This window comes from Pseudoduganella lutea (assembly GCF_004209755.1).
Lineage (GTDB): Bacteria > Pseudomonadota > Gammaproteobacteria > Burkholderiales > Burkholderiaceae_D > Rugamonas > Rugamonas lutea.
In genome coordinates this window covers 74,061-97,489 of record NZ_CP035913.1, presented here as the reverse complement: position 1 = coordinate 97,489, position 23,429 = coordinate 74,061, and the positions used below count along the sequence as shown (strand labels likewise).

At 66.9% G+C, this 23,429-nt stretch carries 21 protein-coding genes and 1 pseudogene; 15 read left to right on the top strand and 7 right to left on the bottom strand.

All coding sequences use genetic code 11. The annotated features are described in order from the left end of the window. Window positions 1-88: 88 nt before the first annotated feature. Both EWM63_RS00455 and pelA read left to right on the top strand, forming a co-directional pair. The gene (locus tag EWM63_RS00455; protein WP_130184797.1) at window positions 89-1,912 is read left to right on the top strand and encodes a glycoside hydrolase family 28 protein; all 1,824 of its coding nucleotides are present in this window, start codon (window positions 89-91) and stop codon (window positions 1,910-1,912) included. Window positions 1,913-1,943: 31 nt separating this feature from the next. Continuing rightward, window positions 1,944-3,227, top strand: a complete 1,284-nt coding sequence (gene pelA / locus EWM63_RS00450) for a pectate lyase (protein ID WP_229487646.1) — start codon at window positions 1,944-1,946, stop codon at window positions 3,225-3,227. Window positions 3,228-3,533: 306 nt separating this feature from the next. Here pelA and EWM63_RS00445 read toward each other — a convergent pair whose 3' ends face one another. After that, entirely contained in the window at window positions 3,534-5,582 is a 2,049-nt protein-coding gene (locus EWM63_RS00445; protein ID WP_207221209.1) for a hypothetical protein, read from the bottom strand. Window positions 5,583-5,733: 151 nt separating this feature from the next. On the opposite strand from EWM63_RS00445, the gene EWM63_RS00440 reads away from it, so the two are divergent. Further along, the gene (locus EWM63_RS00440) at window positions 5,734-6,174 is read left to right on the top strand and encodes a nuclear transport factor 2 family protein (protein WP_165390702.1); all 441 of its coding nucleotides are present in this window, start codon (window positions 5,734-5,736) and stop codon (window positions 6,172-6,174) included. 10 nt (window positions 6,175-6,184) lie between these two features. Continuing rightward, window positions 6,185-6,564: pseudogene (locus EWM63_RS33170) on the top strand (GFA family protein). A gap of 86 nt (window positions 6,565-6,650) precedes the next feature. On the opposite strand, the gene EWM63_RS00430 reads toward EWM63_RS33170, so the two are convergent. Continuing rightward, window positions 6,651-6,899 carry a DUF3297 family protein gene (locus EWM63_RS00430; RefSeq protein WP_130184794.1) on the bottom strand — a complete coding sequence of 83 codons (249 nt, stop codon included), beginning with the start codon at window positions 6,897-6,899 and terminating at the stop codon, window positions 6,651-6,653. A 61-nt stretch (window positions 6,900-6,960) separates the two neighbouring features. On the opposite strand from EWM63_RS00430, the gene EWM63_RS00425 reads away from it, so the two are divergent. Together EWM63_RS00425 and EWM63_RS00420 are read left to right on the top strand one after the other, a co-directional pair. Then, window positions 6,961-7,374 (top strand): secondary thiamine-phosphate synthase enzyme YjbQ, encoded by a 414-nt coding sequence (locus EWM63_RS00425; protein ID WP_229487645.1) that lies wholly within the window; start codon window positions 6,961-6,963, stop codon window positions 7,372-7,374. 92 nt (window positions 7,375-7,466) lie between these two features. Beyond that, a complete protein-coding gene (locus EWM63_RS00420) occupies window positions 7,467-7,733 on the top strand; it encodes a UBP-type zinc finger domain-containing protein (RefSeq protein WP_130184792.1) in 267 nt (88 codons plus the stop codon). A gap of 14 nt (window positions 7,734-7,747) precedes the next feature. Here the strand turns inward: EWM63_RS00420 and EWM63_RS31980 are convergent, their stop codons facing one another. Then, window positions 7,748-8,092 (bottom strand): DUF5710 domain-containing protein, encoded by a 345-nt coding sequence (locus tag EWM63_RS31980; RefSeq protein WP_207221386.1) that lies wholly within the window; start codon window positions 8,090-8,092, stop codon window positions 7,748-7,750. Between the two features lie 252 nt (window positions 8,093-8,344). Between EWM63_RS31980 and EWM63_RS00410 the strand changes: the two genes are divergently transcribed. The 4 genes from EWM63_RS00410 to EWM63_RS32885 are packed head-to-tail and all read left to right on the top strand — an operon-like array spanning window position 8,345 to window position 12,682. Then, complete coding sequence (locus EWM63_RS00410; RefSeq protein WP_130184791.1) at window positions 8,345-9,313, top strand: ribonuclease Z; 969 nt, start codon at window positions 8,345-8,347, stop codon at window positions 9,311-9,313. A 24-nt stretch (window positions 9,314-9,337) separates the two neighbouring features. Continuing rightward, entirely contained in the window at window positions 9,338-10,354 is a 1,017-nt protein-coding gene (locus tag EWM63_RS00405) for an AI-2E family transporter (RefSeq protein ID WP_130184790.1), read from the top strand. A 16-nt stretch (window positions 10,355-10,370) separates the two neighbouring features. Then, window positions 10,371-12,119: an FdhF/YdeP family oxidoreductase gene (locus EWM63_RS00400; RefSeq protein ID WP_307720818.1), complete on the top strand. Its 1,749-nt coding sequence runs from the start codon at window positions 10,371-10,373 to the stop codon at window positions 12,117-12,119. A gap of 8 nt (window positions 12,120-12,127) precedes the next feature. After that, a complete protein-coding gene (locus EWM63_RS32885; protein ID WP_307720817.1) occupies window positions 12,128-12,682 on the top strand; it encodes a hypothetical protein in 555 nt (184 codons plus the stop codon). Here EWM63_RS32885 and EWM63_RS00395 read toward each other — a convergent pair whose 3' ends face one another. Then, entirely contained in the window at window positions 12,683-13,171 is a 489-nt protein-coding gene (locus EWM63_RS00395; protein ID WP_130184789.1) for a hypothetical protein, read from the bottom strand. 190 nt (window positions 13,172-13,361) lie between these two features. On the opposite strand from EWM63_RS00395, the gene EWM63_RS00390 reads away from it, so the two are divergent. The 3 genes from EWM63_RS00390 to EWM63_RS00380 all read left to right on the top strand — a co-directional run bounded on the left by EWM63_RS00390 (window position 13,362) and on the right by EWM63_RS00380 (window position 17,346). Continuing rightward, the gene (locus EWM63_RS00390) at window positions 13,362-14,936 is read left to right on the top strand and encodes a methyl-accepting chemotaxis protein (RefSeq protein WP_130184788.1); all 1,575 of its coding nucleotides are present in this window, start codon (window positions 13,362-13,364) and stop codon (window positions 14,934-14,936) included. Window positions 14,937-15,117: 181 nt separating this feature from the next. After that, the gene (locus tag EWM63_RS00385) at window positions 15,118-16,194 is read left to right on the top strand and encodes a 2OG-Fe(II) oxygenase (protein WP_229487644.1); all 1,077 of its coding nucleotides are present in this window, start codon (window positions 15,118-15,120) and stop codon (window positions 16,192-16,194) included. 42 nt (window positions 16,195-16,236) lie between these two features. Continuing rightward, window positions 16,237-17,346 carry an alpha/beta fold hydrolase gene (locus EWM63_RS00380; RefSeq protein WP_229487643.1) on the top strand — a complete coding sequence of 370 codons (1,110 nt, stop codon included), beginning with the start codon at window positions 16,237-16,239 and terminating at the stop codon, window positions 17,344-17,346. A gap of 350 nt (window positions 17,347-17,696) precedes the next feature. Here EWM63_RS00380 and EWM63_RS00375 read toward each other — a convergent pair whose 3' ends face one another. Next, entirely contained in the window at window positions 17,697-18,431 is a 735-nt protein-coding gene (locus EWM63_RS00375) for a PEP-CTERM sorting domain-containing protein (protein WP_130184786.1), read from the bottom strand. A gap of 382 nt (window positions 18,432-18,813) precedes the next feature. On the opposite strand from EWM63_RS00375, the gene EWM63_RS00370 reads away from it, so the two are divergent. Then, on the top strand, window positions 18,814-19,764 hold the full coding sequence (locus EWM63_RS00370; protein WP_130184785.1) for a 2-hydroxyacid dehydrogenase: 951 nt from the start codon (window positions 18,814-18,816) through the stop codon (window positions 19,762-19,764). Between the two features lie 116 nt (window positions 19,765-19,880). Here EWM63_RS00370 and EWM63_RS00365 read toward each other — a convergent pair whose 3' ends face one another. After that, window positions 19,881-21,050: an ABC transporter substrate-binding protein gene (locus EWM63_RS00365; RefSeq protein WP_130184784.1), complete on the bottom strand. Its 1,170-nt coding sequence runs from the start codon at window positions 21,048-21,050 to the stop codon at window positions 19,881-19,883. Window positions 21,051-21,265: 215 nt separating this feature from the next. Between EWM63_RS00365 and EWM63_RS00360 the strand changes: the two genes are divergently transcribed. After that, window positions 21,266-22,348, top strand: coding sequence for a porin (locus tag EWM63_RS00360; protein ID WP_130190082.1), 1,083 nt, complete (start codon window positions 21,266-21,268; stop codon window positions 22,346-22,348). A gap of 198 nt (window positions 22,349-22,546) precedes the next feature. Here EWM63_RS00360 and EWM63_RS00355 read toward each other — a convergent pair whose 3' ends face one another. After that, window positions 22,547-23,371, bottom strand: coding sequence for an IclR family transcriptional regulator domain-containing protein (locus tag EWM63_RS00355; RefSeq protein ID WP_130184783.1), 825 nt, complete (start codon window positions 23,369-23,371; stop codon window positions 22,547-22,549). Between the last annotated feature and the right edge of the window lie 58 nt (window positions 23,372-23,429).

The window sequence follows — 23,429 nt, the reverse complement described above, 5'->3', positions numbered from 1 at the left end:
GCGACGAAGCCGGCCATGCGCCGGCTTCGTCGCGTTCCCGATGGCGATCCGCGGCATGCACCGGCTCGCCGAACCAACCGAGATCGATATGACAGACAAGAGCTTCCTGCAACGGCGCCAGTGGATCAAGGGCACGGCCGCACTGGGCACGGTGTCGTTCCTGGGCTTGCCGGCACCGGGCCGCGCCCAGGCCGCCGACCCGTGGGCCCGCGCGAAGGAAATCGCCGATGTGTTCGCGAAGCCGTTGCCGTTCCCGAAGCGCGACTTCGTGGTGACGGCCTATGGCGGCAAGCCGTGCAAGGTGCACAAGGTGGCGGGTTATCCGACCATCCGCGCGAAAGGGCAGGTCGTCACGCCGTTGCCGGGCTCGCACGACAGCCATCCCGCGCTGCGCGCCGCGATCGCCGCCGCGCACAAGGCGGGCGGCGGGCGTGTGCTGGTGCCCGCCGGCGACTGGTACCTGAAGGGGCCGATCGTGCTGCTGTCGAACGTGCACGTGCACCTGGCGAAAGGCGCGCGCGTGTATTTCAGCGCCAACCCGGCCGACTACGCGCGCGACTACCCGGAGGCACGGACGGTCGACTGCGGCAGGAACGGCAGGCTGGTGCTGTCGCGCTGGCAGGGCAACGACTGCTTCAATTTTTCTCCACTCGTCTACGCGCGCGGGCAAAGGAACATCGCCATCACGGGCGAGGACTGGACCAGCATCCTCGATGGCCAGGCCGGCGTGCCGTACGAGGATGGCAGCGGCCCGGGCTGGTGGGGCATGAACCAGAAAGGCGCAGAGAAGGGCGCCCTGCACCAGGGCGTGGACAACCCCGCCAACCCGCCGCTGGCCACGATGGCGCCGCACCTGGACGCGGCGATGCTGGCGCGCATCGAGGGCGACCGGCCCAATGGCCGCGCTGACGAGAAATACCTGCCAGCGCTGTCCGAAGCGGGCGTGCCGGTGGAAAAACGCGTCTTCGGCCTGGGCCACTACCTGCGGCCCTGCCTCATCGAATTCATGGACTGCGAAGACGTGCTGATGGCCGGTTACCAGGCGGTCAATGCACCGTTCTGGGTCCACCATCCGGTCAAGTGCCGCAACGTGCATTTTTCCAAAGTGAAGATGGAATCGATCGGCCCGAATTCGGACGGCTTCGATCCGGAATCGTGCGACACGGTGCTGGTGGACGGCTGCTGGTTCAACACGGGTGACGACTGCATCGCCATCAAGGCCGGCAAGAACGCCGATGTGGGCTACGGCCCCACGCGCAACGTGGTGATCCAGAATTGCGTGATGAACAGCGGCCATGGCGGCATCACGCTGGGCAGTGAAATGTCGGCCGGGATCGAGCACGTGTACGCGCAGAACATCGATGTGCGCAACATCCATTACGCCACCGATCCGATCAACACGGTGGTGCGCCTGAAAACGAACATGAACCGGGGCGGCTACCTGCGCCACTTCTACGTGCGCGACCTGAAGCTGCCGAACGGCGTGCGCCTGAAGCCGGGCTTCTACAAGCCGATCCCCGGCGGGCCGGTGCCGGCGAACACGGTGCCGACCGGTGGTGGTGCCGTCATCACCTTCGACTGCGACTATACGCCGTCGTTCGACCTGGTGCGCAGCCGGCCGCCGGAGGTGTCGGACGTGCACATCTCCGGCATCAGAGTGAGCAACGTGAACACACCGGACGGCAGCTTCGGCTGCTACCAGGCCTTTGTCGTGCTCGGGCCGGTGATGAAGAGCTATAACGGCCCGGCCGACAAGCCGGTGCTCCCGGTGCGCAACGTGACGATCTCCGACTGCGACTTCGGGAATGCGGTGCGCGCCGATGCGCCGTGGTTCATCCACAATGCGCGCGACGTCACCTTGCGCAATGTGACGATCGGCGGCAAGCGCTACGACGACAAGCTGTCGGGCTGATGGCTGTCCACATCAACATGAGGGAAGAGACATGAGGAAAACGGGAATGGCGCTGGCGCTGGCCGTGGCACTGGCGGCGGGCCTGCCGGCTGCTCAGGCGACGGTGATCGGCACGATGACGCGCGCGCAGCCGGTGACGGAGGCACGCATCGCGGCGCTGGCGGCGCCGGAACGCGCCGCCTGGAATACGTATCTGGAGCGATCGCGCACGCTGATGGCGCGCGACAAGGCCACGCTGGCCGCGGAACGTGCGAGCGGCGCCGCGCCACCGGAGGCGCAGGCCCGGCTGCACGGCGATTCCGGCATGCCGCTGAAGCAGCCGGCGGCGTGGTATGCATCGCCGGAGGCGCGCCACGTGGCCGACAATATCGTCAGCTTCCAGACGCCTGCCGGCGGCTGGGGCAAGAACGTCAACCGCACGGGTCACCTGCGGCAGAAGGGCGAGCATTACGCACCGATCGACGACGATCCATCGGGCGGCGTGGTCGTCGCCACCAAAGGCTGGAACTACGTCGGCACGATCGACAACGATGCCACCACCACCGAACTGGCGTTCCTGGCCCGCGTGGTGACGGCGCTGCCGGGTGCCGCCGGCGATCTTTACCGAAAGGCCTTCGACAAGGGCGTGAGCTACCTGCTGAACGCGCAGTACCCGAACGGCGGCTTCCCGCAGGTGTACCCGCTGCAGGGCGGCTACCACGATGCGATCACGTTCAACGACAACGCGTTCGCCCAGGTTGTCGACCTGCTGGCCACCGTGGCGGCGCGGCAGGGCGACTTTGCGTTCGTGGCGCCGGAGCTGGCGGCACGCGCCCAGGCTGCGCACGCCCGCGCGATCAAGGTGCTGGTGGCCAGCCAGATCCGCGTCAACGGCCAGCTGACCGGCTGGTGCCAGCAACACGACGCGCTGACCCTGGCGCCGGTGGGCGCGCGCAATTTCGAACCGGTGTCGCTGTCCACTTCCGAAACGTCGCGGCTGCTCAAGCTGCTGATGGAGCTGCCGCAGCCGACGCCGGACATCGTGGCGGCCATCGATGCCGGCACCGCCTGGCTGAAGCGGGTGGCCGTGCGCGATGTGGCCTGGGGTGCGAAAGGCGAGAACGGCCGCTTCCTCGAGGCGCGGCCCGGTGCCGGACCGATGTGGCCGCGCATGGTCGACATCGCCACGATGAAGCCGATCTTCGGCGACCGCGACGGCACCATCCATACGGACGTCAATGAGCTCAGCAAGGAACGGCGTGACGGCTACGGGTGGTATGGCACCGGGCCGGCTTCGGCGTTGGCGGCTTATGAAAAGTGGAAGCAGAAGCGCTGACGAATGGCAATGACCATTGCAGCAAAACCGGTGACAAAACCGGTGACACACACCGGTTTTTTTGCAACAGATGTTCCTGGAAAATGGGTGTCTGTCACCGGTTTTATGAGTGGTTGGCCGGCATGTCGAAACCGCACGCGTTCACCCCAGAAGCAAGCACTGGGGTCAGACCCGGCGGGTCTGACCCCGGATTCTGCCTGTGGGTTCAGGGCAGCTTCCTGAACCCTTCCGCCTTGACCACCCACTTGCCATTGTCCGGAAAGCCGGGCGCCGGCCGCGAAGGGCCGCCATCCCAGCCGCCGGCCATCATGCCCACGGCGGCGAGCAGGGCGCCGTTGCCCGGCAGGTAGACGGGCAGGCCCGTGTTGGGTTGTGGCCGGCGGCCGTGTAGGCGTTGTTCGGGCCGTCCGTTTTCAGCAGCACGTCCACCGCCAGGTCCGGCGCTTCCAGCCGCGCCGCGGTCATCGCCACCATTGGGTAATCCCAGCCCCAGATCTTCGTTGCCCAGTCCCACGTGGCCAGCGTCGCGTCCAGCGTGCGGCGCATCACGGCGCGGTCCACGCCATCGCCCGGCAACTGGCCGAACGCCATCAGGAACGACGGGTGGTCGTGGCGGCTGGCAAGGTTGTCCCACGTGTCCGGCGTGCTTTCGATGGCCACGTACTTGCCATCCTTCTGCGGCAGGGCCGACAGGTGCGTGCGACGGTGTTCCCAGTCCGCGTCGCGCGGCAGGCCGAGGCGCTCGCGCCATTGCTGGGCGATTTCCAGGCCACGGGCCCAGTAGCTCAATTCATAGGTCGGGTTCATGCTGGTGGCCTGGTCGTAGATCTCCTGCGCGATCCACATCGGCGGGCCCAGCACATAGCGCTGGCGCGCGTCTTCCCAATGCAGCATCGACGCCATGCCGGCCGCCGTTTCCATGACCAGTTCGCGGTAGCGTTCCAGCGTGGCCGGCGACGGGTCGGCGCGGTACATCAGTTCGGCCAGGTGGATCGGGTGCGGCTGGTTCCACATGATCATCGGGTTGCCGCCGGGGCTTTCGCGGCCTTCGGGGCCCGTCATCTTCATCCAGCGCGCGCCTTTCAGGCCACGCTCGGCGGCGACCGCGCGGGCCGATGGCAGCGTGCGCTGGAACCACGTCAGCGTGCGGGCCGTGTATTCGGGGCGGCCCCACAGCGCGAAGTGCGCCGTGTGCCACCACACCATTTCCGTGTGGTGCTTGCCGTACCAGGTGGACGTCGTCAGGCCACTCTCCTGGGCGGGCAGCGTGTCGCCCAGCTGGATGCCGGCCAGGTATTGCGACAGTACCACGCGCCGTTCCAGTTCCTTCGCGCGCGGGTCGGTGCTGCCGGCGAAGTCGATGGCCGCGCCGCTTTGCCAGTAATCCTTCCAGTGCCGGCTGCTGGACTCGAACACGTCGGCGCTGCGGGGCGCGGGAGCGCGGCCTTCCTGCGCGAACGACACGGTGATGTCCAGCGTGTCGCCGCGCGCCGGGGTGATGACGAAGGCGTGCGCGTCCGGCCGGGTGATCGTCAAGGGCGCGGCGCTGGCCACCGTCATGGCATAGCGCGATGCATTGTGTGATCCTTCGCGCAGGTGCTCGACGGCCAGCAATGCCGGCTTTTGCTCGAGCACATTGGTACTGTGCGCCCCCGGCTGCGACCAGTCCAGCGGCGGGTTGTGCTTCACCTTCAGGTCGTAGCCCAGCGGCAGTGCGATGCGCACCGCCAGCGCGCCGCGTGCCAGCAGGGGAGAGCGGATGCGCAGCGCCACGGTATCCGTTTTCGGATCGGCGGCGCTCGATACGGAGACCGGCTGGCCCCGCAGCGTGACGCGGCTTGCCAGGTGGCCTTGCCACAGGTCGAGGCGCTGGTCGACCGCGCCGACATCGGCGGGCACCAGCGGCCGCGCACCGGCGCCGGTCAGCACGAAGCCGATGCGCGGCAGCGGTTGCGTGTGCGGATTCTCGCGCAGCCACTGGCCGGCCGGCGAGTTCTGGTTCGTCGGATAGCCCAGCGTGCGGCCGTGGGCCGTGAAATCGCGGTTGGCGTCGGACAGTTTGTAATTGTTCGGGTTCGCGTTCGTGTGCCAGCTCCAGCGGGCCTGCGTTTCCGTGGCCGTGCCATTCTTGTAGTAATGATCAGCGAAGGTTTGCAGGCCCGTCACGTCCGCCGTGAAGGCAAAGCGGCCATTGCCGACGGAAAGCGGCGACCATGGGTCGACCTTAGTCAGGTGGGGATCATGGCGCTTGACGACGGCTTGCCGGTCGATCGGCGCCGCATGTGCGGCGCTGGCCAGGATGGCGGCAACAAGGAGGAGGGCGGCTTGGCGCGGCGGCGGTGGTGTCAGCGGCATGGGTGTCCCCGGTATTGGTATCGGGCCATGGTAAGTCGCAAAGGGCAAGGGTGCCATTGCCGCCGGCCATTCGCTCAACAGGATGAGCGGTGCTGGCCAGCGGCCCGCCGTTGGGCGTACACTGGCGGGTCCCTGTCCGCCATCGAACGCCATGAAAAAACACCTGCTGCTCCTGTGCTGCGCGCTGCCCCTGCCCGCGTTGGCCGCCCCTTGCATGTCCACCGACGCGCTGGTCGAACGCGACCGGCAGTACGAGGCGGCGCTGGCCACCGGCAACGCGGCCTTCCTGCGCGAGGCGCTGGCCGACGAGTACGTGTGGGTGCACACACTGGGTTCCGAGATCGAAACGAAGCCCGTGCTGCTGGCGCGGATGGAAAAACCCACGCGGTTCAAGTCGCGCACGACGCGCGACGTGCAGGCGCGCGTGCTGGGCGATACGGCCGTGCTGCACGGGATATCGGTCGTCGAGCAGTGGCAGGCCGACGGCAGCACGTTCAAGACCAACCGCTACCAGTTCATGCGCACGTACGTGAACGTGGATGGGCAATGCCGGCTGCTGGCGGTGCAGACCATGAACCTGTCATCGAGATAAAGGAAATGCGATGCTGAGAGGAAGCTGCCTGTGCGGCGGCGTGGCCTACCGGGCCGACGGGCCGGTGCACCATGCAAGCCATTGCTATTGCACGATGTGCCAGAAGCAGCATGGCGCCGGTGCCGGATCGTATGCGAACGTGGGCATGGCGGTATTCGCCATCGAGCGGGGGCGGAGCTGGTGACCGAGTACGCGTCGTCGGACCACGGCCGGCGCGGCTTTTGCCGCGTCTGCGGTTCCACGCTGTTCTGGCGCAGCACCGAATCGCCGGAAACGATCGCGGTCACGCTGGGCACGCTGGAGCCGCCGTACGACGGCTCCGTGGAGCGGGAATTATTTACGGAAACGATGCCGGCATGGCTGCCGACCGGTAACAAAAAACCGGCATGATGCCGGCCGGACGCGGGACGCAATCTGGCTGAAGATCGGGCTGAGAAGCAGCCCGTGTCTCGCCTGGCGTTTCGCCCAGGTGCGGCTTACTTATAGAAGGCCTCGACCTTGCCCTTCAGCTTGATCAGCATGGGCTGGCCCTTGCGGTCCAGCGACTTGCCGGCCGGGACCTTGATCCAGCCTTCGCTGATGCAGTATTCGGACACGTCGAAACGTTCCTTGTCGTTGAAGAGGATGCCGATGTCGTGTTCGAACACGGCAGGCACGTGGAAGGAGCTGCGCGGGTCCGTGGACAGGTGGTCGGGCAGTTCTGGGCGTTGAGTGGTATCGTTCATGGGCGCCAATTATCCTTCAGATGGCGGCGCACGACAACACCAACCCGCTGGAGAACCGCCCTTGGCCCATCAGTCCGTCCTTGAATTTTCCACCACCGGCCGTGGCACGCGCGACATTACCGATGCCGTGGCCGGGGCCGTGCGCGCGTCCGGCATCGCGTGCGGGCTGGCGCACGTGTTCGTGCAGCACACGAGCTGCTCGCTGACGATCACGGAAAACGCCGACCCGGACGTGCGGCGCGACCTGGAAACGATCGTCGCACGGCTGGCGCCCGACGGCGACCCGGCTTACCGGCACGACACGGAAGGGCCGGACGACATGGCAGCCCATGCCCGCACGATGCTGACGGATACGGCGCTGACGGTGCCGGTCGGCGGCGGCCGGCTCCTGCTGGGTACCTGGCAGGGCATCTACCTGTGGGAGCACCGCACGGCGCCGCACCGGCGCACCGTGGTCGTCACGGTCCTGGGCTGATCTCTCCCGAATCGCTCCGAATCTCTCCCAAATGGGGCGCTGCCACGGCGCCGCCGCGGCGGTATGCTTGGGCATCTTTCAAGGAGGGTGCGATGGGCGGACAGTGCGAACACTTCAACCAGATCCACACACACGAGCCGCGTACGAACGGCTGCGAGGAATGCCTCAAGACGGGCGATACGTGGGTGCACCTGCGCACCTGCCTCGCCTGCGGCCATGTGGGCTGCTGCGACCAGTCGAAGAACCGGCATGCGACGAAGCATTTCCATGGCACGGGGCACGCCATGATGCGGTCGCAACAGCCTGGCGAAACGTGGGGCTGGTGTTACGTGGACCAGCGGATGTTCGATCCGATCTGAGTTTTGGCCGGCCGTCAGACGGCCCAGCGGCTGAACTGCGCGGCATCGACGCCGTTCGGCACGTACCATTTCTTGCGCGCCGGGTCCCAGCGGGCGCCGAGGCGCTTGGCTTCGTCCTTTTCCGCGAACGGCACGTTCAGGAAGGCCTGCGCCTTGCTCGGCGCACCACTACCCGGTCCGCCGCCACCCGAACCGCCGCGTGGCGCATTGTCCACTTGCGTGCCGGGCGGGGGCAGCGTGGTTGCCGGGGGCGTCGTATCGACCTGGCTGCCGTCGGCCAGCACTTCGACCCAGCGCTTTCCGGCAGGGGAATCGATGGCGAGCTTGTAGGGCGGGTCGAAGGGGAAGTCGGTGGTCATGGCTGGAAGGGTTGTCGGGAGCGGCTCGCATTATAGCAACGGCGGCGGTCGGGCCGGCTGGATTCAAGTTGTCAAAAAAGCATTCGCATCGAGGATCGCGGATACGTCGACCCGGTACGGGTCTTCATGCCTCCCACCGCCGGGCCGCACTGCTGCCGCGTTCGAACGCCGCGCTCGGCGGGAATCGCGGATAATCCGGCCACTGGCGACGACTCGCGACGACTGGCGATCACTGGCAAAAACCGGCATTCCATGGAACTGCAATTTCTCGGCACCTCATCGGGCACTCCCACGAAGACGCGCAATGTGGCGGGCGTGGCGCTGCGCTCGGCCGACGGCTGGGTGCTCGTCGATTGCGGGGAGGGCACGCAGCACCGCATCCTGCGCACGAACCTGTCGCCGCATACCCTGCGCGCGATCTTCATCACGCACCTGCACGGCGACCATTGCTACGGCCTGCCGGGATTGCTGGCCAGTGCCGGGCTGCTGAACCGCACGGCGCCGATGGCAATCGTCGGGCCGGCGCCGCTGGAGCGCTACGTGCGCGGCGTGATGGACACCACGGCATTGCAGCTGCCGTATCCGGTCGAGTTCATCGACGTGGCCGATGCCGGCCGCGCAACACTCCTGTCCGACCTGGCCGTGACCGCCACCGCGCTGTCGCACCGCATTCCGTCGTTCGCCTACGGATTCACGGAGAAGGCCGTCGAACGCAAGCTCGATCCGGCCCGGCTGGCCGCCGTCGGCGTGCCGCGCGGGCCGCTGTGGGGCGCGCTGCAGTCCGGCCTGGATGCCGTGCTGCCCGATGGCCGCACGGTGCGCCCGGCCGACGTGCTGCAGCCGCCGCGCCGGGCGCGCCGCATCGTCATCGCCGGCGACAACGATACGCCTGAACTGCTGGGCGATGCCGTGCGCGATGCCCATGTGCTGGTGCACGAAGCCACGTACACGGAAGCGGTGCTGGAAAAAGTGGGGCCCGGCCCGCAGCACAGTTCCGCGCTGCGCGTGGCCCGGTTCGCCCGCGAGGCGGCCATTCCAAACCTGGTGCTGACGCATTTCAGTCCCCGCTATCAGGACAGCCAGGGGCCGCTGACCCTGGCCGACGTGGAGGCCGAAGCCCGGGCCGAGTATGCGGGCAATCTGTTCCTGGCGCGCGACCTGGCGCGCCTTGCGCTGGACAAGGAAGGAATGTTGTCGGAACTGGCGTCCCCTGAGGCATAATGCCGGCTCAACTTCCACGCCACCATGCCGCCCAACCTCCAAGCCCGCTACAGCGTCATTGCTTCCTACCTGCTCATCGCCCTGTTACTGCTGCTCGTGCTGAAGAACGGTCTGCTGGGCGCCCTGTTTGCCGGCTTGCTGATGTTTTCGCTGATCCATGCGATCGCGCCGGCGCTGGGCCGCCGCATCAGCGACGCGCGGGCCCGGATGGTGGCGGCGGCCGTCATCGGCGGCGTGCTGGTGGGCCTCATCGCGCTGGCGACGTGGGGCCTCGTCGTGCTGCTGCGGGTGGACTCCAACAGCATCACGCACCTGTTCGTGCGCCTGGCCGACATCATCGATGCCTCGCGCGACCAGATTCCGCCATGGATCAGCGAGCACCTGCCAGTAGATGCCCATTCGCTGCGCGAAGCCGTCACCGCGTGGCTGCGCGAGCATGCCGGCGCGGCGCAGGCGGCCGGTGCCGAAGTGGGCAAGACGCTGACGCGCATCCTGCTCGGCATGGTGATCGGGCTGATGGCATCGCTGCACGATACGAACGAGGATGGCGCGCCGCACCGGCCTTTCCTGGAGGCGCTGCTGCAACGCGCGCGCTTCCTGTCCTGCGCCTTCCGCAATATCGTGTTCGCGCAGGTCTGGATCTCGGGAATCAACACGATCATCACGGCGATCTTCGTGTTCATCGTGCTGCCGCTGGCCGGCGTGCACCTGCCGCTGTCGAAGACAGTGGTCGCGATCACGTTCCTGGCCGGCCTGCTGCCGGTGATCGGCAACCTGATCTCGAACACGGTGCTGGTCGTCGTCAGCCTGTCGCATTCGCTGCACGTGGCCGTGGCCGGGCTGGCGTTCATGGTGGTCGTGCACAAGCTGGAATACTTCCTGAACGCCCGCATCATCGGCTCGCACATCAATGCGCGCGCGTGGGAACTGCTGGCGGCGATGCTGTTCGCCGAAGCCGTGTTCGGCGTGCCCGGCGTGATCGCCGCACCCGTGTTCTATGCCTACATCAAGGATGAGCTGCGAGCGCGCGAACTGATCTGAACGCTACAATACGGGGATGACCAAGACCATCCCCATCGTTCCTCTTGCACTCAAGCCCTACGACAAGCCGGCCGGCGGCTTCGGTTCACTGCACGGCACGGCCAAGGCGCTGATCGGCAATCCCGGCGCCCAGGCGCTGGCCACGCTGCCCCGGCTGAACCAGCCGCAGGGCGTCGACTGCCCCGGTTGCGCGTATCCCGATTCGCCGGACAGCAAGTCGGTGGATTTTTGCGAGCAGGGTGCCTGGGCCATCGCCCACGAATCGGGCAAGGCACGCGCCACGCCGGCATTCTTCGCCGCCAACACCGTCACCGCGCTGCGTGCGAAAGAGCATTGGGAACTGGAAGCGGCGGGCCGCCTGACGGCACCGATGCTGTACGACGCCGCCAGCGACACCTACCGCGAAATCGGCTGGGATGCCGCGTTCGCACTGGCCGGCAGCGAACTGCGCGCGCTCGGCAACCCGGACCGCGCCGTGTTCTACACGTCCGGGCGCAGCAGCAACGAGGCGGCGTTCGCGTACCAACTGTTCGCGCGCGCCTTCGGCACCAACAACCTGCCGGATTCGTCGAACCTGTGCCACGAATCGTCCGGCATGGCGCTCACGGAATCGATCGGCGTGGGCAAGGCCACGGTCACGCGGGCCGATTTCGCCCACGCCCGGCTGATCATGAGCTTCGGCCACAATCCCGGCTCGAACCACCCGCGCATGCTGGGCGACCTGCGCGAAGCGAAGCAGCGCGGCTGCCGCATCATCATCTTCAACCCGCTGCGCGAACGGGGCCTGGAAGCGTTTGCCGATCCGCAATCGCCCGGTGAGCTGCTGGGCGGCACCGGCACGCAGCTGGCCGACGCGTATTACCAGGTGCGCGTGGGTGGCGACCTGGCCGCCATCACCGGCATCGCCAAGGCAGTGCTCGAGAGCGGTGGCGTCGACCGGGAATTCATCGACGCGCATACCGACGGCTTCGAGGCCTTCCGCGACCTCGTGACGCGTCAGGCATGGCCCGACATCGAAGCGGCCAGCGGCCTGGCGCGCGCGCAGATGGAAGAGGCAGTCGGCTACTACCTTGCTTCGCCGGCCACGATTGCCGCATGGTGCATGGGCCTGACCCAGAATGAATTCGCCATTGAAACCATCCAGACACTCGTCAACCTGATGCTCTTGCGCGGCAACGTGGGCAAGCCGGGTGCCGGGCTGATGCCGGTGCGGGGCCATTCGAATGTGCAGGGTGACCGCACCGTGGGCATCACCAGCCGGCCGAAGCCCGAATGGCTTGCGGGCCTGCGGCGCGTGTTCGGTTTCACGCCGCCGGACGTGCCGGGGCGCGACGCGATCGGCACGATCGACGGCCTGCTGGACGGCTCGGTCGATGCCTTCCTGGCGCTGGGCGGCAATTTTGCCGTGGCCGCGCCGGACACGCCGCGCGTGCTCGATGCGCTGTCGCGCACGCGGCTGACGGTGCACGTGGCCACCAAACTCAACCGCACGCACCTGTATCCCGGCAAGACGGGGCTGCTGCTGCCATGCCTCGGCCGCACGGAGCTCGACGTGCAACCCTCCGGCCCGCAGTTCGTCAGCGTCGAGGACACGGCGTCGATGGTGCATGCCTCGATGGGCCGGAACCGCCCGGCCAGCGACCTGCTGCGCTCGGAGCCGTTCATCGTCAGCCGGCTGGCCAGGCACACACTGGGGGATCGGAATCGAAGGCGGGAATCGACTGGGAAACCATCGGCACGGACTACGATGCCACGCGCGCGCTGATCGAGCGCGTGGCCGAGGGCGCCGTCGAAGGTTTCACGGCCTACAACGAGCACATCCGCCTTGAAAAAGGATTTCATCTGCCGAACAGCGCGGGCCGGCGTGCGTGGCACACGGCCGCGGGCAAGGCGCGCTTCATAGGCCATGCGCTGCCGGTGGACACCATCATGGCCCGCGCCCGCGCGCACTATGGCGACGGGGTACTGTGCCTGGCCACGATCCGCGCGCACCGGCAGTACAACACCACCGTCTACCGCGACCCCAAGGGCGAAGTGGACCGGTATCGGGGCGTGTATGGCACGCGGCACGTGCTGTTCGTGGGCCGCGCCACGCTGGACAGGCTGGGCTTCGCGGAGGGCGACATCGTGCGCGTGCGCGCCGCGGCGCCGGATGGCATCGAGCGCTGCGTGGACGGCATGCGGCTGGTGGCGACGGGCGCCCAGGGGGACGACGTGTTCGGCTACTTCCCCGAACTGACGCCGCTGCTGTCGCCAGCGCTGGTGGCGCGCGGCTCCAACACGCCGGCGTTCAAGCAGATTCCCGTGCTGATCGAGCGCGCGCGCTGATCAGGGCAGGCGGCGCAGCCGCCGCGCTTCGAAGGCCTTTTCAAAGAACGTGGACAGCATCTGTTCGAGGCGCTCGGCCGTCAGCTGGGCGCACGGGATCGTGCCGCCTTCCTTGCCGGAGCCATCGCGCGCGTGGCGGTCGAACGCGCTTTCCCATTCCAGCAGGCAGGTGCTTTCCAGCGCGGTAAACGTCAGCGTGCAGGCATCGCGGCCCGCGTGCGCGGCGAGCCGGTTCTTGTCGGGCACGAAGGTGAGGCGCACGAAATCGTTCCAGCCGTCGTTGCCTTCCTCGATCTTGCCGTCATAGTCGTGCTCATACATCTGCTTGCGCATGGCGGCCAGCTGCGGGCGAATCACGTTTTCAAGCGTGCCGCGGTATTGTTCGCGAAAGTCGAGCCGGGCCTGGCGCGCGGCCTGTTCCTGCGCTGCCTGCTGCGCGGCGGCCACGTCCGCCTCATGCTTGATCGCGGCTTTGGAAAAGATGGACATCGGTGACAAGGTGTCAAAAACATTAGTGTACACGTGCAGCCACGCGAGCGATGCGCACATGTGCGCAGGGGCGGGACACTGCGCCGCTTTCATGTTACTATTGGCTTGCAGCAACATATTTTCTCGCCGCAGCCCCATCCCCGCTGTCCATCGCAACCTGCTGCGTTGCACGACTTCCGGTATATCCATCATGAAACTTGCTGATCTAAAAATAGGCGTTCGCCTGACCCTGCTTGCCGCCTTTTTCCTGCTGACCCTGCTCTTGGTGGGCTTCACCGGCTGGAACGCGTTGCGCGACATGAACATGCGCAACGCGGCCGGTTTCGAAGAAGCGGGCGGGCTGATGCGAGCTGTGGATGGCGCCCGTTCGGCGCAGGTCGACTTCAAGATCCAGGTGCAGGAATGGAAGAACATCCTGCTGCGCGGCCAGGATCCCGCCCAGCTCGACAAGTACACGAAGGCGTTCACCGCCAGTGGCGCGGCGACCGCCGGCAAGTTGACTGAACTGAAAGGCACGATGGCAACGCTGGGGCTGCCGACGGCCGCCGTGGACGAGGCGTCGCGCCTGCACGGTGAGCTGGGGCGCCGCTACCTGGAAGCGTTGCGCCAGTTCGACGGTGCCGATCCATCGGGCGCGCAGAAGGTCGACAAGCTGGTGCGCGGCATGGACCGCGACGCCACGGAGCGCATCGATGCCATCGTCGAGGCGATCCGCAAGGAGGCGGCTACCCGCATCGCGGCCGTGGAAGCGCGCAATGACGAGGTGTACCGCAATTCCGTGCTGACGCTGCTGGTGCTGCTGGCGGCCGCCGTGGCGATTGGCGCGCTCATCGTCGTCATGCTGGTCCGAGGCATTACCGTGCCGCTGTCACATGCGCTCGGTATCGCGCGGGATGTGGCCGCCGGCGACCTGCGCCACGACGTGCGCACCACCCGCGCCGACGAGATCGGCGACCTGCTGCGGGCCCTGGGCACGATGAGCGGCAACCTGTCGCGCATCGTGGCGCAGGTGCGCAGCGGCACGCAGGCCATCGCGGTGGCCTCCGAGGAAATCGCCACCGGGAACGCCGACCTGTCGGCGCGCACCGAGTCGCAGGCGGGCTCGCTGGAGGAAACGGCCGCTTCGATGACGGAGCTGACCGGCACCGTGCGTCAGAACCGTGACAACGCCGAAGCGGCCGCGGGGCTGGCCGGCAAGGCGACCGACGTGTCCACGCGCGGCAGCGCGACCGTGGCCGAAGTGGTGCGCACGATGGGAACGATCAACGGCACGTCGGCGAAGATCGCCGACATCATCGGGGTCATCGACGGCATTGCCTTCCAGACCAATATCCTGGCCCTGAACGCCGCCGTGGAAGCCGCCCGCGCGGGCGAGCAGGGCAGGGGCTTCGCCGTGGTGGCCAGCGAAGTGCGTGGCCTGGCACAGCGCTCGGCCGTGGCTGCCCAGGAGATCCGCGCGCTGATCACGGCGTCCGTGGCGGAAGTGGAAGCGGGCCGCGCGCTCGTCGACCGTGCCGGCGCCACGATGCGCGAAGTGCTGGACAGCGTGGAGCAGGTGGCGGCCGTGGTGCAGCAGATCTCGCTGGCCAGCGGCGAGCAGCAGCAGGGGATCGAACAGATCGACGAGGCGATCGCGCACATCGACACCACGACGCAACAGAACGCCGCGCTGGTCGAGCAGGCGGCTGCCGCGGCCGAGTCGCTGCGCGAGCAGGCCCGCCAGCTCGATGCGTCGGTGGCCGTGTTCAAGCTGCGCGCGGCCTGATGCAGGGCGGTGATGCAGGCCCCGATGCAGGGGGCTTGACGCAGGAACCTGATCCAGCGTGATGCGGGGGACTTGATGCATGCCGCTGGCGCAATGGCGCGTCGTGCGGCCTGCGATAATGGCACTTTCAACGCATGATCCTTGCCTCATGAACGACCACGCCTGGCTGCCTGGAGATCCCGTGCCGGATTTTACGGCCCGCTCCAGCAATGCCGAACGCTTCCATTTCAACACCGTGGCCGGCCGCTACGTGGTGCTGACCTTCTTTGGCAGCGCGGCCAGCGAAACGGGGCGCGCGGTCAACGACCACGTCACGCAGCGGCGCGCGCTGTTCGACGACGAGCGCGTGTGCTGGTTCGGTGTCAGCGTCGACCCGCGCGATGAGAGCGAGGGGCGGGTGCGCCAGGCGCAGCCTGGCGTGCGCTATTTCTGGGACTTCGACCGTGCCGTCAGCGCTCGCTATGGCGCGCTGCGCCGGGCGGCCGATGGCGAGGTGCGCTATGCGCCCTTCACGCTGGTGCTGGACCCGACGCTGCGCGTACTTGCCTGCATTCCGGCAGCGTCCGGCACGCAGCACGCCCAGGCGCTGGAGCGGGTGCTGGGCAACCTGCCGGCGCCGGCCCTGCATGCCGGGCTGGCGGTGCCTGCGCCGGTGCTGGTCGTGCCCCGCGTGTTCGAGCCCGGATTCTGCCGGGAACTGGTGGCGCTGTACGAGCGGCATGGTGGCGTCGAATCCGGTTTCATGCGCGAAGTGGACGGCAGGACGGTCGGTGTGCTCGAGAGCAGCTTCAAGCGGCGCGAGGATTTCGTGTTCGACGGCGTGCCCGAACTGGAAACGCTGCGCGCCGCCGTGCGTGCGCGCCTCACGCGCCGGCTGCTGCCGGAAATCCGCAAGGCATTCCAGTTCGACGTGACCCGCATCGAACGTTATGTCGTCGCGTGCTACGACGGCGACCGGCAAGGCTTCTTTCGCGCACACCGGGACAACACCACGCCCGGCACCGCGCACCGCCGCTTCGCCTGCACGATCAACCTGAATGCCGACGACTACGACGGCGGCGACCTGCGCTTTCCGGAGTTCGGCCCGGCGACCTGGCGGGCACCGACCGGCGGCGCCGTGGTGTTTTCCTGCTCGCTGCTGCACGAAGCCACGCCGGTCACGCGCGGCCGGCGTTTCGCCTTCCTGCCTTTCCTGTACGACGACGCGGCCGCGGCGATCCGCCAGCGCAACCAGCACACGCTGGTCCCGTCCTCCTAGTTTCCCCCGGACCCCGCGTGGTCGTTGCATTGCTTATTCCGATTGGCTAAAGTATCGCCAAGAAGTCAACAACAAGCAGTTTCCATCGACAATAACTTTCGCCGGCCGGCGTCACCGCGGCGGCGGGTTGCGCCACGGCGCAACGGAAGAGAGGCACATGACATTACCTGGACGAGCCGCCGTGGTGACCGGCGTCGCCCGCCGTATCGGCAATGCCGCGCGCAAGGGGGCACGCTGATGCCGGCGCTGGCGACAATCGCGGCGGCCGCGGCCGGCCTGGCAGTCCCCGCCATCGCGGGCGGGCTGGCGCTGTTCACGCGGCACGTGGAACGCAAGGTCGAGGCGGCGCTGCCGCCGCAGGGCATCTTCGTCGACGTGCCGGGCGCCCGGCTGCATGTGCGGGAGCAGGGCCGGGGGCCGGCGCTGCTGATGATCCATGGCCTGGGCGGGCACATGTCGCATTTCACCTACGAGGTCGCGCGGCGTCTGGCGCACCATCATCGCGTGATCACGGTGGACAGGCCCGGTTCCGGGTATTCGACGCGCCACCCCGGCGCACCGGCCGGGCTGCGCGAACAGGCTGCCGCGCTGGCCGCGCTGATCGACCGGCTGGAACTGGAGCAGCCCCTCGTTGTCGGCCATTCCTACGGCGGCGCCGTGGCGCTGGCGCTGGCGCTCGATTACCCGGAGCGCGTTGCCGGGCTGTCGCTGCTCGCCCCCCTCACGCACCTTCCGGACGAGACGCCTGCCGCGTTCCGCGTCCTCGACACGCCTTCGCCGCTGCTGCGCCGGCTGATGGCGTGGACGGTGGCCACCCCTGGGGCAATCGCCCGCGGTGGGGCAGTGCTGGAACAGGTATTTGCGCCGGACCCGGTGCCCCATGACTTCGCCACCCGCGGCGGGGCCTGCTCGGCCTGCGGCCGGGCCAGTTCCTCGCCGCCTCAGAGGATATGGGAGCGCTACCCGGGCAGTTGCCCGGCTACAGCAGCCGGTATGGTGAATTGCGCATGCCGGTGGCCGTGCTGTTCGGACGGCACGACCGCATCCTGTCGTGGCGCGAGCACGGCGAGGCGCTGGCCTGCAAGGTACCGCATGCGGTATTGGAAGTGGTGGACGGCGGGCACATGCTGCCCGTCGCACAAGCGGACCTGACGGTGCAGTTCATCCGCAGCGCGGCAGCCTGCTGACGCCGAAGGATGGCGCGCGGGCCGGGACGTGGCGGCATGCGATGCCGGGCACGGTTTGCGGGCGGGGCGACGTTCCAAGGCGGGAAGGCAAGGCGAGATGTAAAGCGGATGTAAAGCAGGGGAGGGCAAAGCGGGGATGCACTGCGGTGTTCGTGTGCAGGACGCTGCGTGATTTACCTGGAAAACACACGCAGCGCCTGACTTGGGTCGCTGCTGCCGGAAACAGCGGGTTACGGATCAAGCTGCGTAATCAACTGTAAAATTTTCCGACAGTCGGGCTAGGCAAAGCTGCCGGCCGGAGCCGGCAGCCAGGCATTAACGCTGCTTGCGGCGACGCAGTGCAGCCAGCGTCAGCATGCCGGCGCCCAGCATCATGTAGGTGCTTGGTTCCGGAACCGGCGACGTCATGCCGTAGAAGTTGCCCGTGCCGACCACGTGGTTCGGCTCGCCCGGGTATGGCTGCGTGAAGCTGGCCGAGAACGCCAGGTCGGAACCGTCGATCTGCGCGTTGGTGTCGAAGTAGGCAGCAGCAACGCCACCCACGACGTCCAGCTGGCCCAGACCGCTCAGGTTCGGCGGCATCATCGAGTTCACGGTGCCCAGCAGCGTGGCGCCGTTGTACTCGTGACCAGCCAGGCTCAGCCACAGCGTGCCCACGCCGGTGTTGCCGGCGTTGACCGTCAGCGGATCGTACGGATTGATCGTCGACGGGCCGTTGTTGACGTAGATGTTGACGAAGCCGCCCGTGTAGTTCGTGGTGGCGCCGGTGCCGCCCGCGGTCGGGGTGTAGCCACCGAACACGATCGTCAGCTCGCAGCCTGCGCAGAACTGTTCCTGGCCCGTGCCGTTCATCGTCGACACGACGCCGTAGCCGCCCACCGTGCCGTTGGCATCGATGATCTGGTGCATCTGCACGGACGACGAAGCGAAGTCCAGCAGGTAGTCAGGATCCCACGTCACGCCGCCCACGGTCTGTGGCGCTGCAACTGCCGCGCCCATCGTTGCCACTGCCACTGCTGCGCCCAGTACTGCTTTTTTGAATTGGTTCACTATTAGCTCCAGGTTTGATTAGGTTGCACTTTGGGTGCTCTTTCAGAATAGGCTCTTGTTATTCTTATTGCGTATATCGATAAGCAAATAGCGTGCCTTAGCTCAACCGTAAATGCTAAGCATTTGATTTTAATCATAAACTTGTCTTACATGCCATGTTGGGGTGCCGTCGCGTAGACTCGACTGTAAAATTTTCCGACAGATGAGCGTGACTGAAAATGGCTTATCAGCATCGATCTGCGGTCAGTGTGTTTGCTTCATGCATTAAAATGTTCATTTGAGGAATAAAAATATCCGGTGGTTAATATCGAGTTATTCCGAAATTGTAAGAATGCGACTGACGTTCTAGAATCACTGATCGTTCACTCATGAATAAATTCAGATGAAACCGGAAATCCTCGTGATGGCCGCCAGTCCGTCGGCGTCCGTGATGGCGCAACTGGACCAGCATTTCACCTGCCATCACGTGTGGCGGGTGCCGGCCGGGGAGCGCGCCGCATTCATTGCCGGCGTTGCCGCCACCGTGCGCGGCGTGGCCACCACCGGGATGGCGGGCATCGGCGCGGCGCTGGCCGCGCAACTGCCGCAGCTTGAGATCGTGGCCGTGAACGGCATCGGTGTGGACGCGGTGGATTTCGACGCATTGCGCCCGCGTGGCATCCGCGTGACGAACACGCCCGGCGTGCTGACGGACGACGTGGCGGACCTGGCGGTCGCGCTGCTGCTGTCGGCGTCGCGCCGCATCCCCACGCTGGATACGTATGTGCGCGCCGGGCAGTGGCAGGCTGGCGTGCCGGTCAAGCCGGCGCGCGCCTTGCGCGGCAAGGTCGCCGGCATCTATGGTTTCGGGCGCATCGGCCAGGCCGTCGCGGCCAGGCTGGCCGCTTTCGGGATGCAGCTGCGCTACTGGCAGCCGAACGTGAAGGCGGGTGTCGACGTGCCGCGCGCCGCATCGCTGGCCGACCTTGCGCAGGGCAGCGACTACCTGGTCGTCTGCGCGCCGGGCGGCGCCGCCACGAAGGGAACCGTCGACGCGGCCGTGCTGGAAGCGCTGGGGCCGGAGGGCACGCTGGTCAACATCGCGCGCGGTTCGCTGGTCGACGAGCCCGCACTGGTCGCCGCGCTCGCGAATGGCCGGCTGGGCGCCGCGGCGCTGGACGTGTTCGCCGACGAACCTGCCGTGCCTGCCGCACTCACCGCGCTGCCGAACGTGGTGCTCACGCCGCACGTGGGCAGCCTCACCGTGGAAACGCGCCATGCGATGGGCCAGCTGGTCGTCGACAACCTGCTGGCGCATTTCGCGGGACGGCCGCTGCTGACGCCGGTGGCGTGATCACCTGGAGAACAGGGACGGACCGGAACGCCGGACCGCCCTGTTTCCAGGAAACGACATTGCGCTGATTAGTTGCCGCTAAACAGGGGTACGTCCCCAGTTTTTCGCGGGGGTAATCACTGCTTGCCCGGGTCCTTCATGTCGGGGAACTTGTCGAACTCGATGTTGTAGACCTCGTTCCCCACCTTCTTCACTTCGCGTACGTAAACGGTCTGCACGATGTCGCGGGTGGCCGGGTCGATGGCGATCGGGCCGCGCGGGCTGTTCAGCTTCATCGTCTTCAGCACGGCCATCGCCTTGTCGCCGTCGATCTTGCCGTTCAGCTTGCGTGACACGTCATAGATCGCCGCCATGCCGTCATAGGCGGCGACGGCCATGAAGTTGGGTCGGCCGCCTTTCGGATTGGCCGCGGCATAACTCTTCAGGAATGCCTTGTTCTCCGGCGAGTCGTGCGCGGCGGAGTAGTGGAAGGTGGTGATCACGCCCAGCGTCGCGTCGCCCATCGCGGGCAGCACGTGGTCGTCCGTCAGGTCGCCCGTGGCGATCACCTTGATGCCGGCCGCGGCCAGGCCCCGTTCCCGGTAGCCCTTCATGAAGGCGATGCTTTGCTCGCCTGCCGGCACGAACACGAAGATCGCATCCGGCTTGGCGTCCTTGATGCGCTGGATGAACGGGGCGAACTCCGGATTGCGCAGCGGCACGCGGATCGATTCCGTCACCTTGCCGCCGGCGCCTTCCAGTGTCTTCTTGAACGCCGCTTCGGCATCGAGGCCGGGGCCGTAGTCCGCCACCAGCGTGACCACCTTGTTGAGCTTGTTCTTTGCCGCCCACGTGCCCATCGGCGCCGAGATCTGCGGCAGCGTCATCGAGAAGCGGGCAATGTAGTTCGATTTCGTCGTGATGACCGACGTGGCGGCGTTCATGATGATCATCGGCTTTTTCGCCTGCTGCGCGATGGGTGCCACGGCCAGCGCTTCCGGCGTCAGGCCGAAGCCCGCCAGGAAATCGACCTTGTCGCGCACCACCAGTTCCTGCGCCAGGCGTTTCGCGATCTCCGGCGAAGGCCCGGTCGTGTCCTTGAAGATCAGCTGGATCTTCTTGCCGGCCACCGCGTCGCCATGCTGCGCCATATAGGCTTTGATGCCGCCTTCCATCTGCTTGCCGTAATCGGCGAACGGGCCGGAAAACGCGGCGATCACGCCGACCTTGATCGTGTCCTGCGCGTGGACCGCTGGCAGGGCGAACAGCTGTGCGCCGGCCAGCACGGCGGCAATCGTGTACTTCATGGTGTGTCTCCTTGGTTATTGTGCCGCGCCAATCATCAGGCTCCTTGAGATTCTTGACAAGGCCCGGCAACGGCCATAGTATCGGGTCAACGTTCGATAGGCAATCTATTGTTCGATTATCGAACGACTGTCGGTAATGATCCGACGACTATAAAACCACAGGAGACAGCATGGACAAAACGACTGGCGAACGGGCACGCGGCGGCAGCCTGCGCATGGGGATGGCGGTGGCGGGCGCACTGGCGCTGCTGGCCGCGGGCGCGGCGCAGGCGCAAAGCAACGTCACGATCTACGGCATCATCGATACGGCCGTGGCGCACGTGGACAACACCAACGCGAACGGCGATTCGGTCACGCGGATGGCATCGTTGACGGGATCGTTCCCGTCGCGCATCGGCTTTCGCGGCACGGAAGACCTGGGCGGCGGCCTGTCCGCGATCTTCACACTGGAGAGCGGCTTCGGCCCGGATACCGGCACGATGGGGCAGGGCAACCGCCTGTTCGGCCGCGCCGCGAACGTGGGCCTGAAAGGCAAGTGGGGCACGCTGACGCTGGGGCGCCAGGTCAACATGACGTACATCGCCGGCCTGAAGGCCGACGTGCTGGGGCCGAACCTGTTCGCCATCGGCAGCATCGATCCCTACCTGCCGAACGCGCGCAGCGACAACGCGATCGGCTACCTGGGCAACTTCGACGGCTTCGTGGCCGGCGCCACGTACAGCTTCGGGCGCGACACCTCGTCGTCCGGCGGGCCTGCCGCCACCGGCTGCGCGGGCGAGTCGCCGGTCGACTCCAAGGCCTGCCGCCAGGTGACGGCGCTGCTGGGCTATGAAGTCAAGGCGTTCGGCATCAACGCATCGTTCGACAAGCTGCACGGGAACACCGGCGCGGGCGGGGGGCTGACCAGCAGCCGCAATTTCGACCGGCGCGTGACCGTCAATGGCTACTGGATGCTGGGCGGTACGAAGCTGGGCGCCGGCGTCATCGACCGCAAGACCGATGCCGCCACCGGCATCACCGAATCGACGCTGGCCTACCTGGGCGTGAGCCATCCCGTCACGCCGCTGCTCACGTTCGATGCGCAGGTGGCCCGCAAGAACGTCAAGAGCAGCGGCGACGATACCGACATGGCGGTGGCAAGGCTGACGTACTACCTGTCGACCCGCACCGCCGTCTACGGCGCGCTGGGATTGATGGAAAACGACGGGGTCGCCGCCATCGCGCTGGACGCCGGCGGCACCGCCGGCGCCGGCAAGCCGCAGCGGGGCATCATGGCCGGCATCCGCCACCACTTCTGAACGAGCGACCCGCCCCGCCAACGGCTGGGTTTGTGTCCACCATGGGGTCAACCCCGAAATCGGACACGAGCTCATCTGGTTTAATAGCTGTCCACAATGGGGTCAACCCCGTTTTCGGACACGAACTCGGATCTAGTGCAGATGAGTTCGTGTCCGATTCGAGGCCTGACCCCAAGGTGGACACGGGCTGGGCAGTGGTTACGGCAGCAGCACGGCCAGTTCGCGTGCACCCTGTTGCAGCGTGGGCAGGAACTGCTCCTCCATCTGACGGGCGCTGACGCGGCCGGCCTGGGCGCCGACGTTCAGGGCGGCAAGCACGGTGCCCGAAGCGCCGCGCACGGGCACCGCGATCGACCGAAGGCCGACCTCGAGCTCCTCGTTGTTGATCGCGTAGCCCTGCTCGCGCACCTGGACCAGCGCCGCGCGCAGCCCCTTCTGGGTGGTGATCGTGTGCTCGGTCAGGGGTTTCAGGCGCACCTTGTCGAGGTAGGCCTGCAGGTCGGCCTCAGGCAGGTGCGCAAGCATCACGCGGCCCAGCGACGTGCAGTAGGCGGGCAGGCGGCTGCCCGTGTTCAGCGCCACGGACATCACACGCGAGGTGGCGGAGCGGGCCACGTACAGGACCTCGTTATCGTCCAGCACCGCCAGCGAGCACGATTCGTTCAGCGTGCGGCTGATCTGGTTCAGGTACGGCTGGGCGGACACGGTCAGCGGCGTCGACGACAGGTAGGAATAGCCGAGCGTCAGCACCTTCGGCCGCAGCGAATAGTTGTTGACGTCGGAGTCGGCATAGCCGAGCTGCTTGAGCGTGTACAGGCAGCGGCTGACGGCGGCGCGGGGAATGCCTGTCTTCTGGCTGATCTGCGCGATCGTCAGGCTGCGGCGCGAATCGGAAAACGCCTGCAGCACGGCGAGGCCGCGCGCCAGCGATGTCATGAAGCTGGGATCGGCCAGCGCCTCGATCTGTTCGGCGATCGTCGGTTCGCGTTCCGCCGCAGCGGTCTTGTTGGTGGTTGTCGTCATCGCGGTCTCTTTCGAAGTGGACGGATTTTACTGGAACACCCTGTGCGCCCGACTTTTT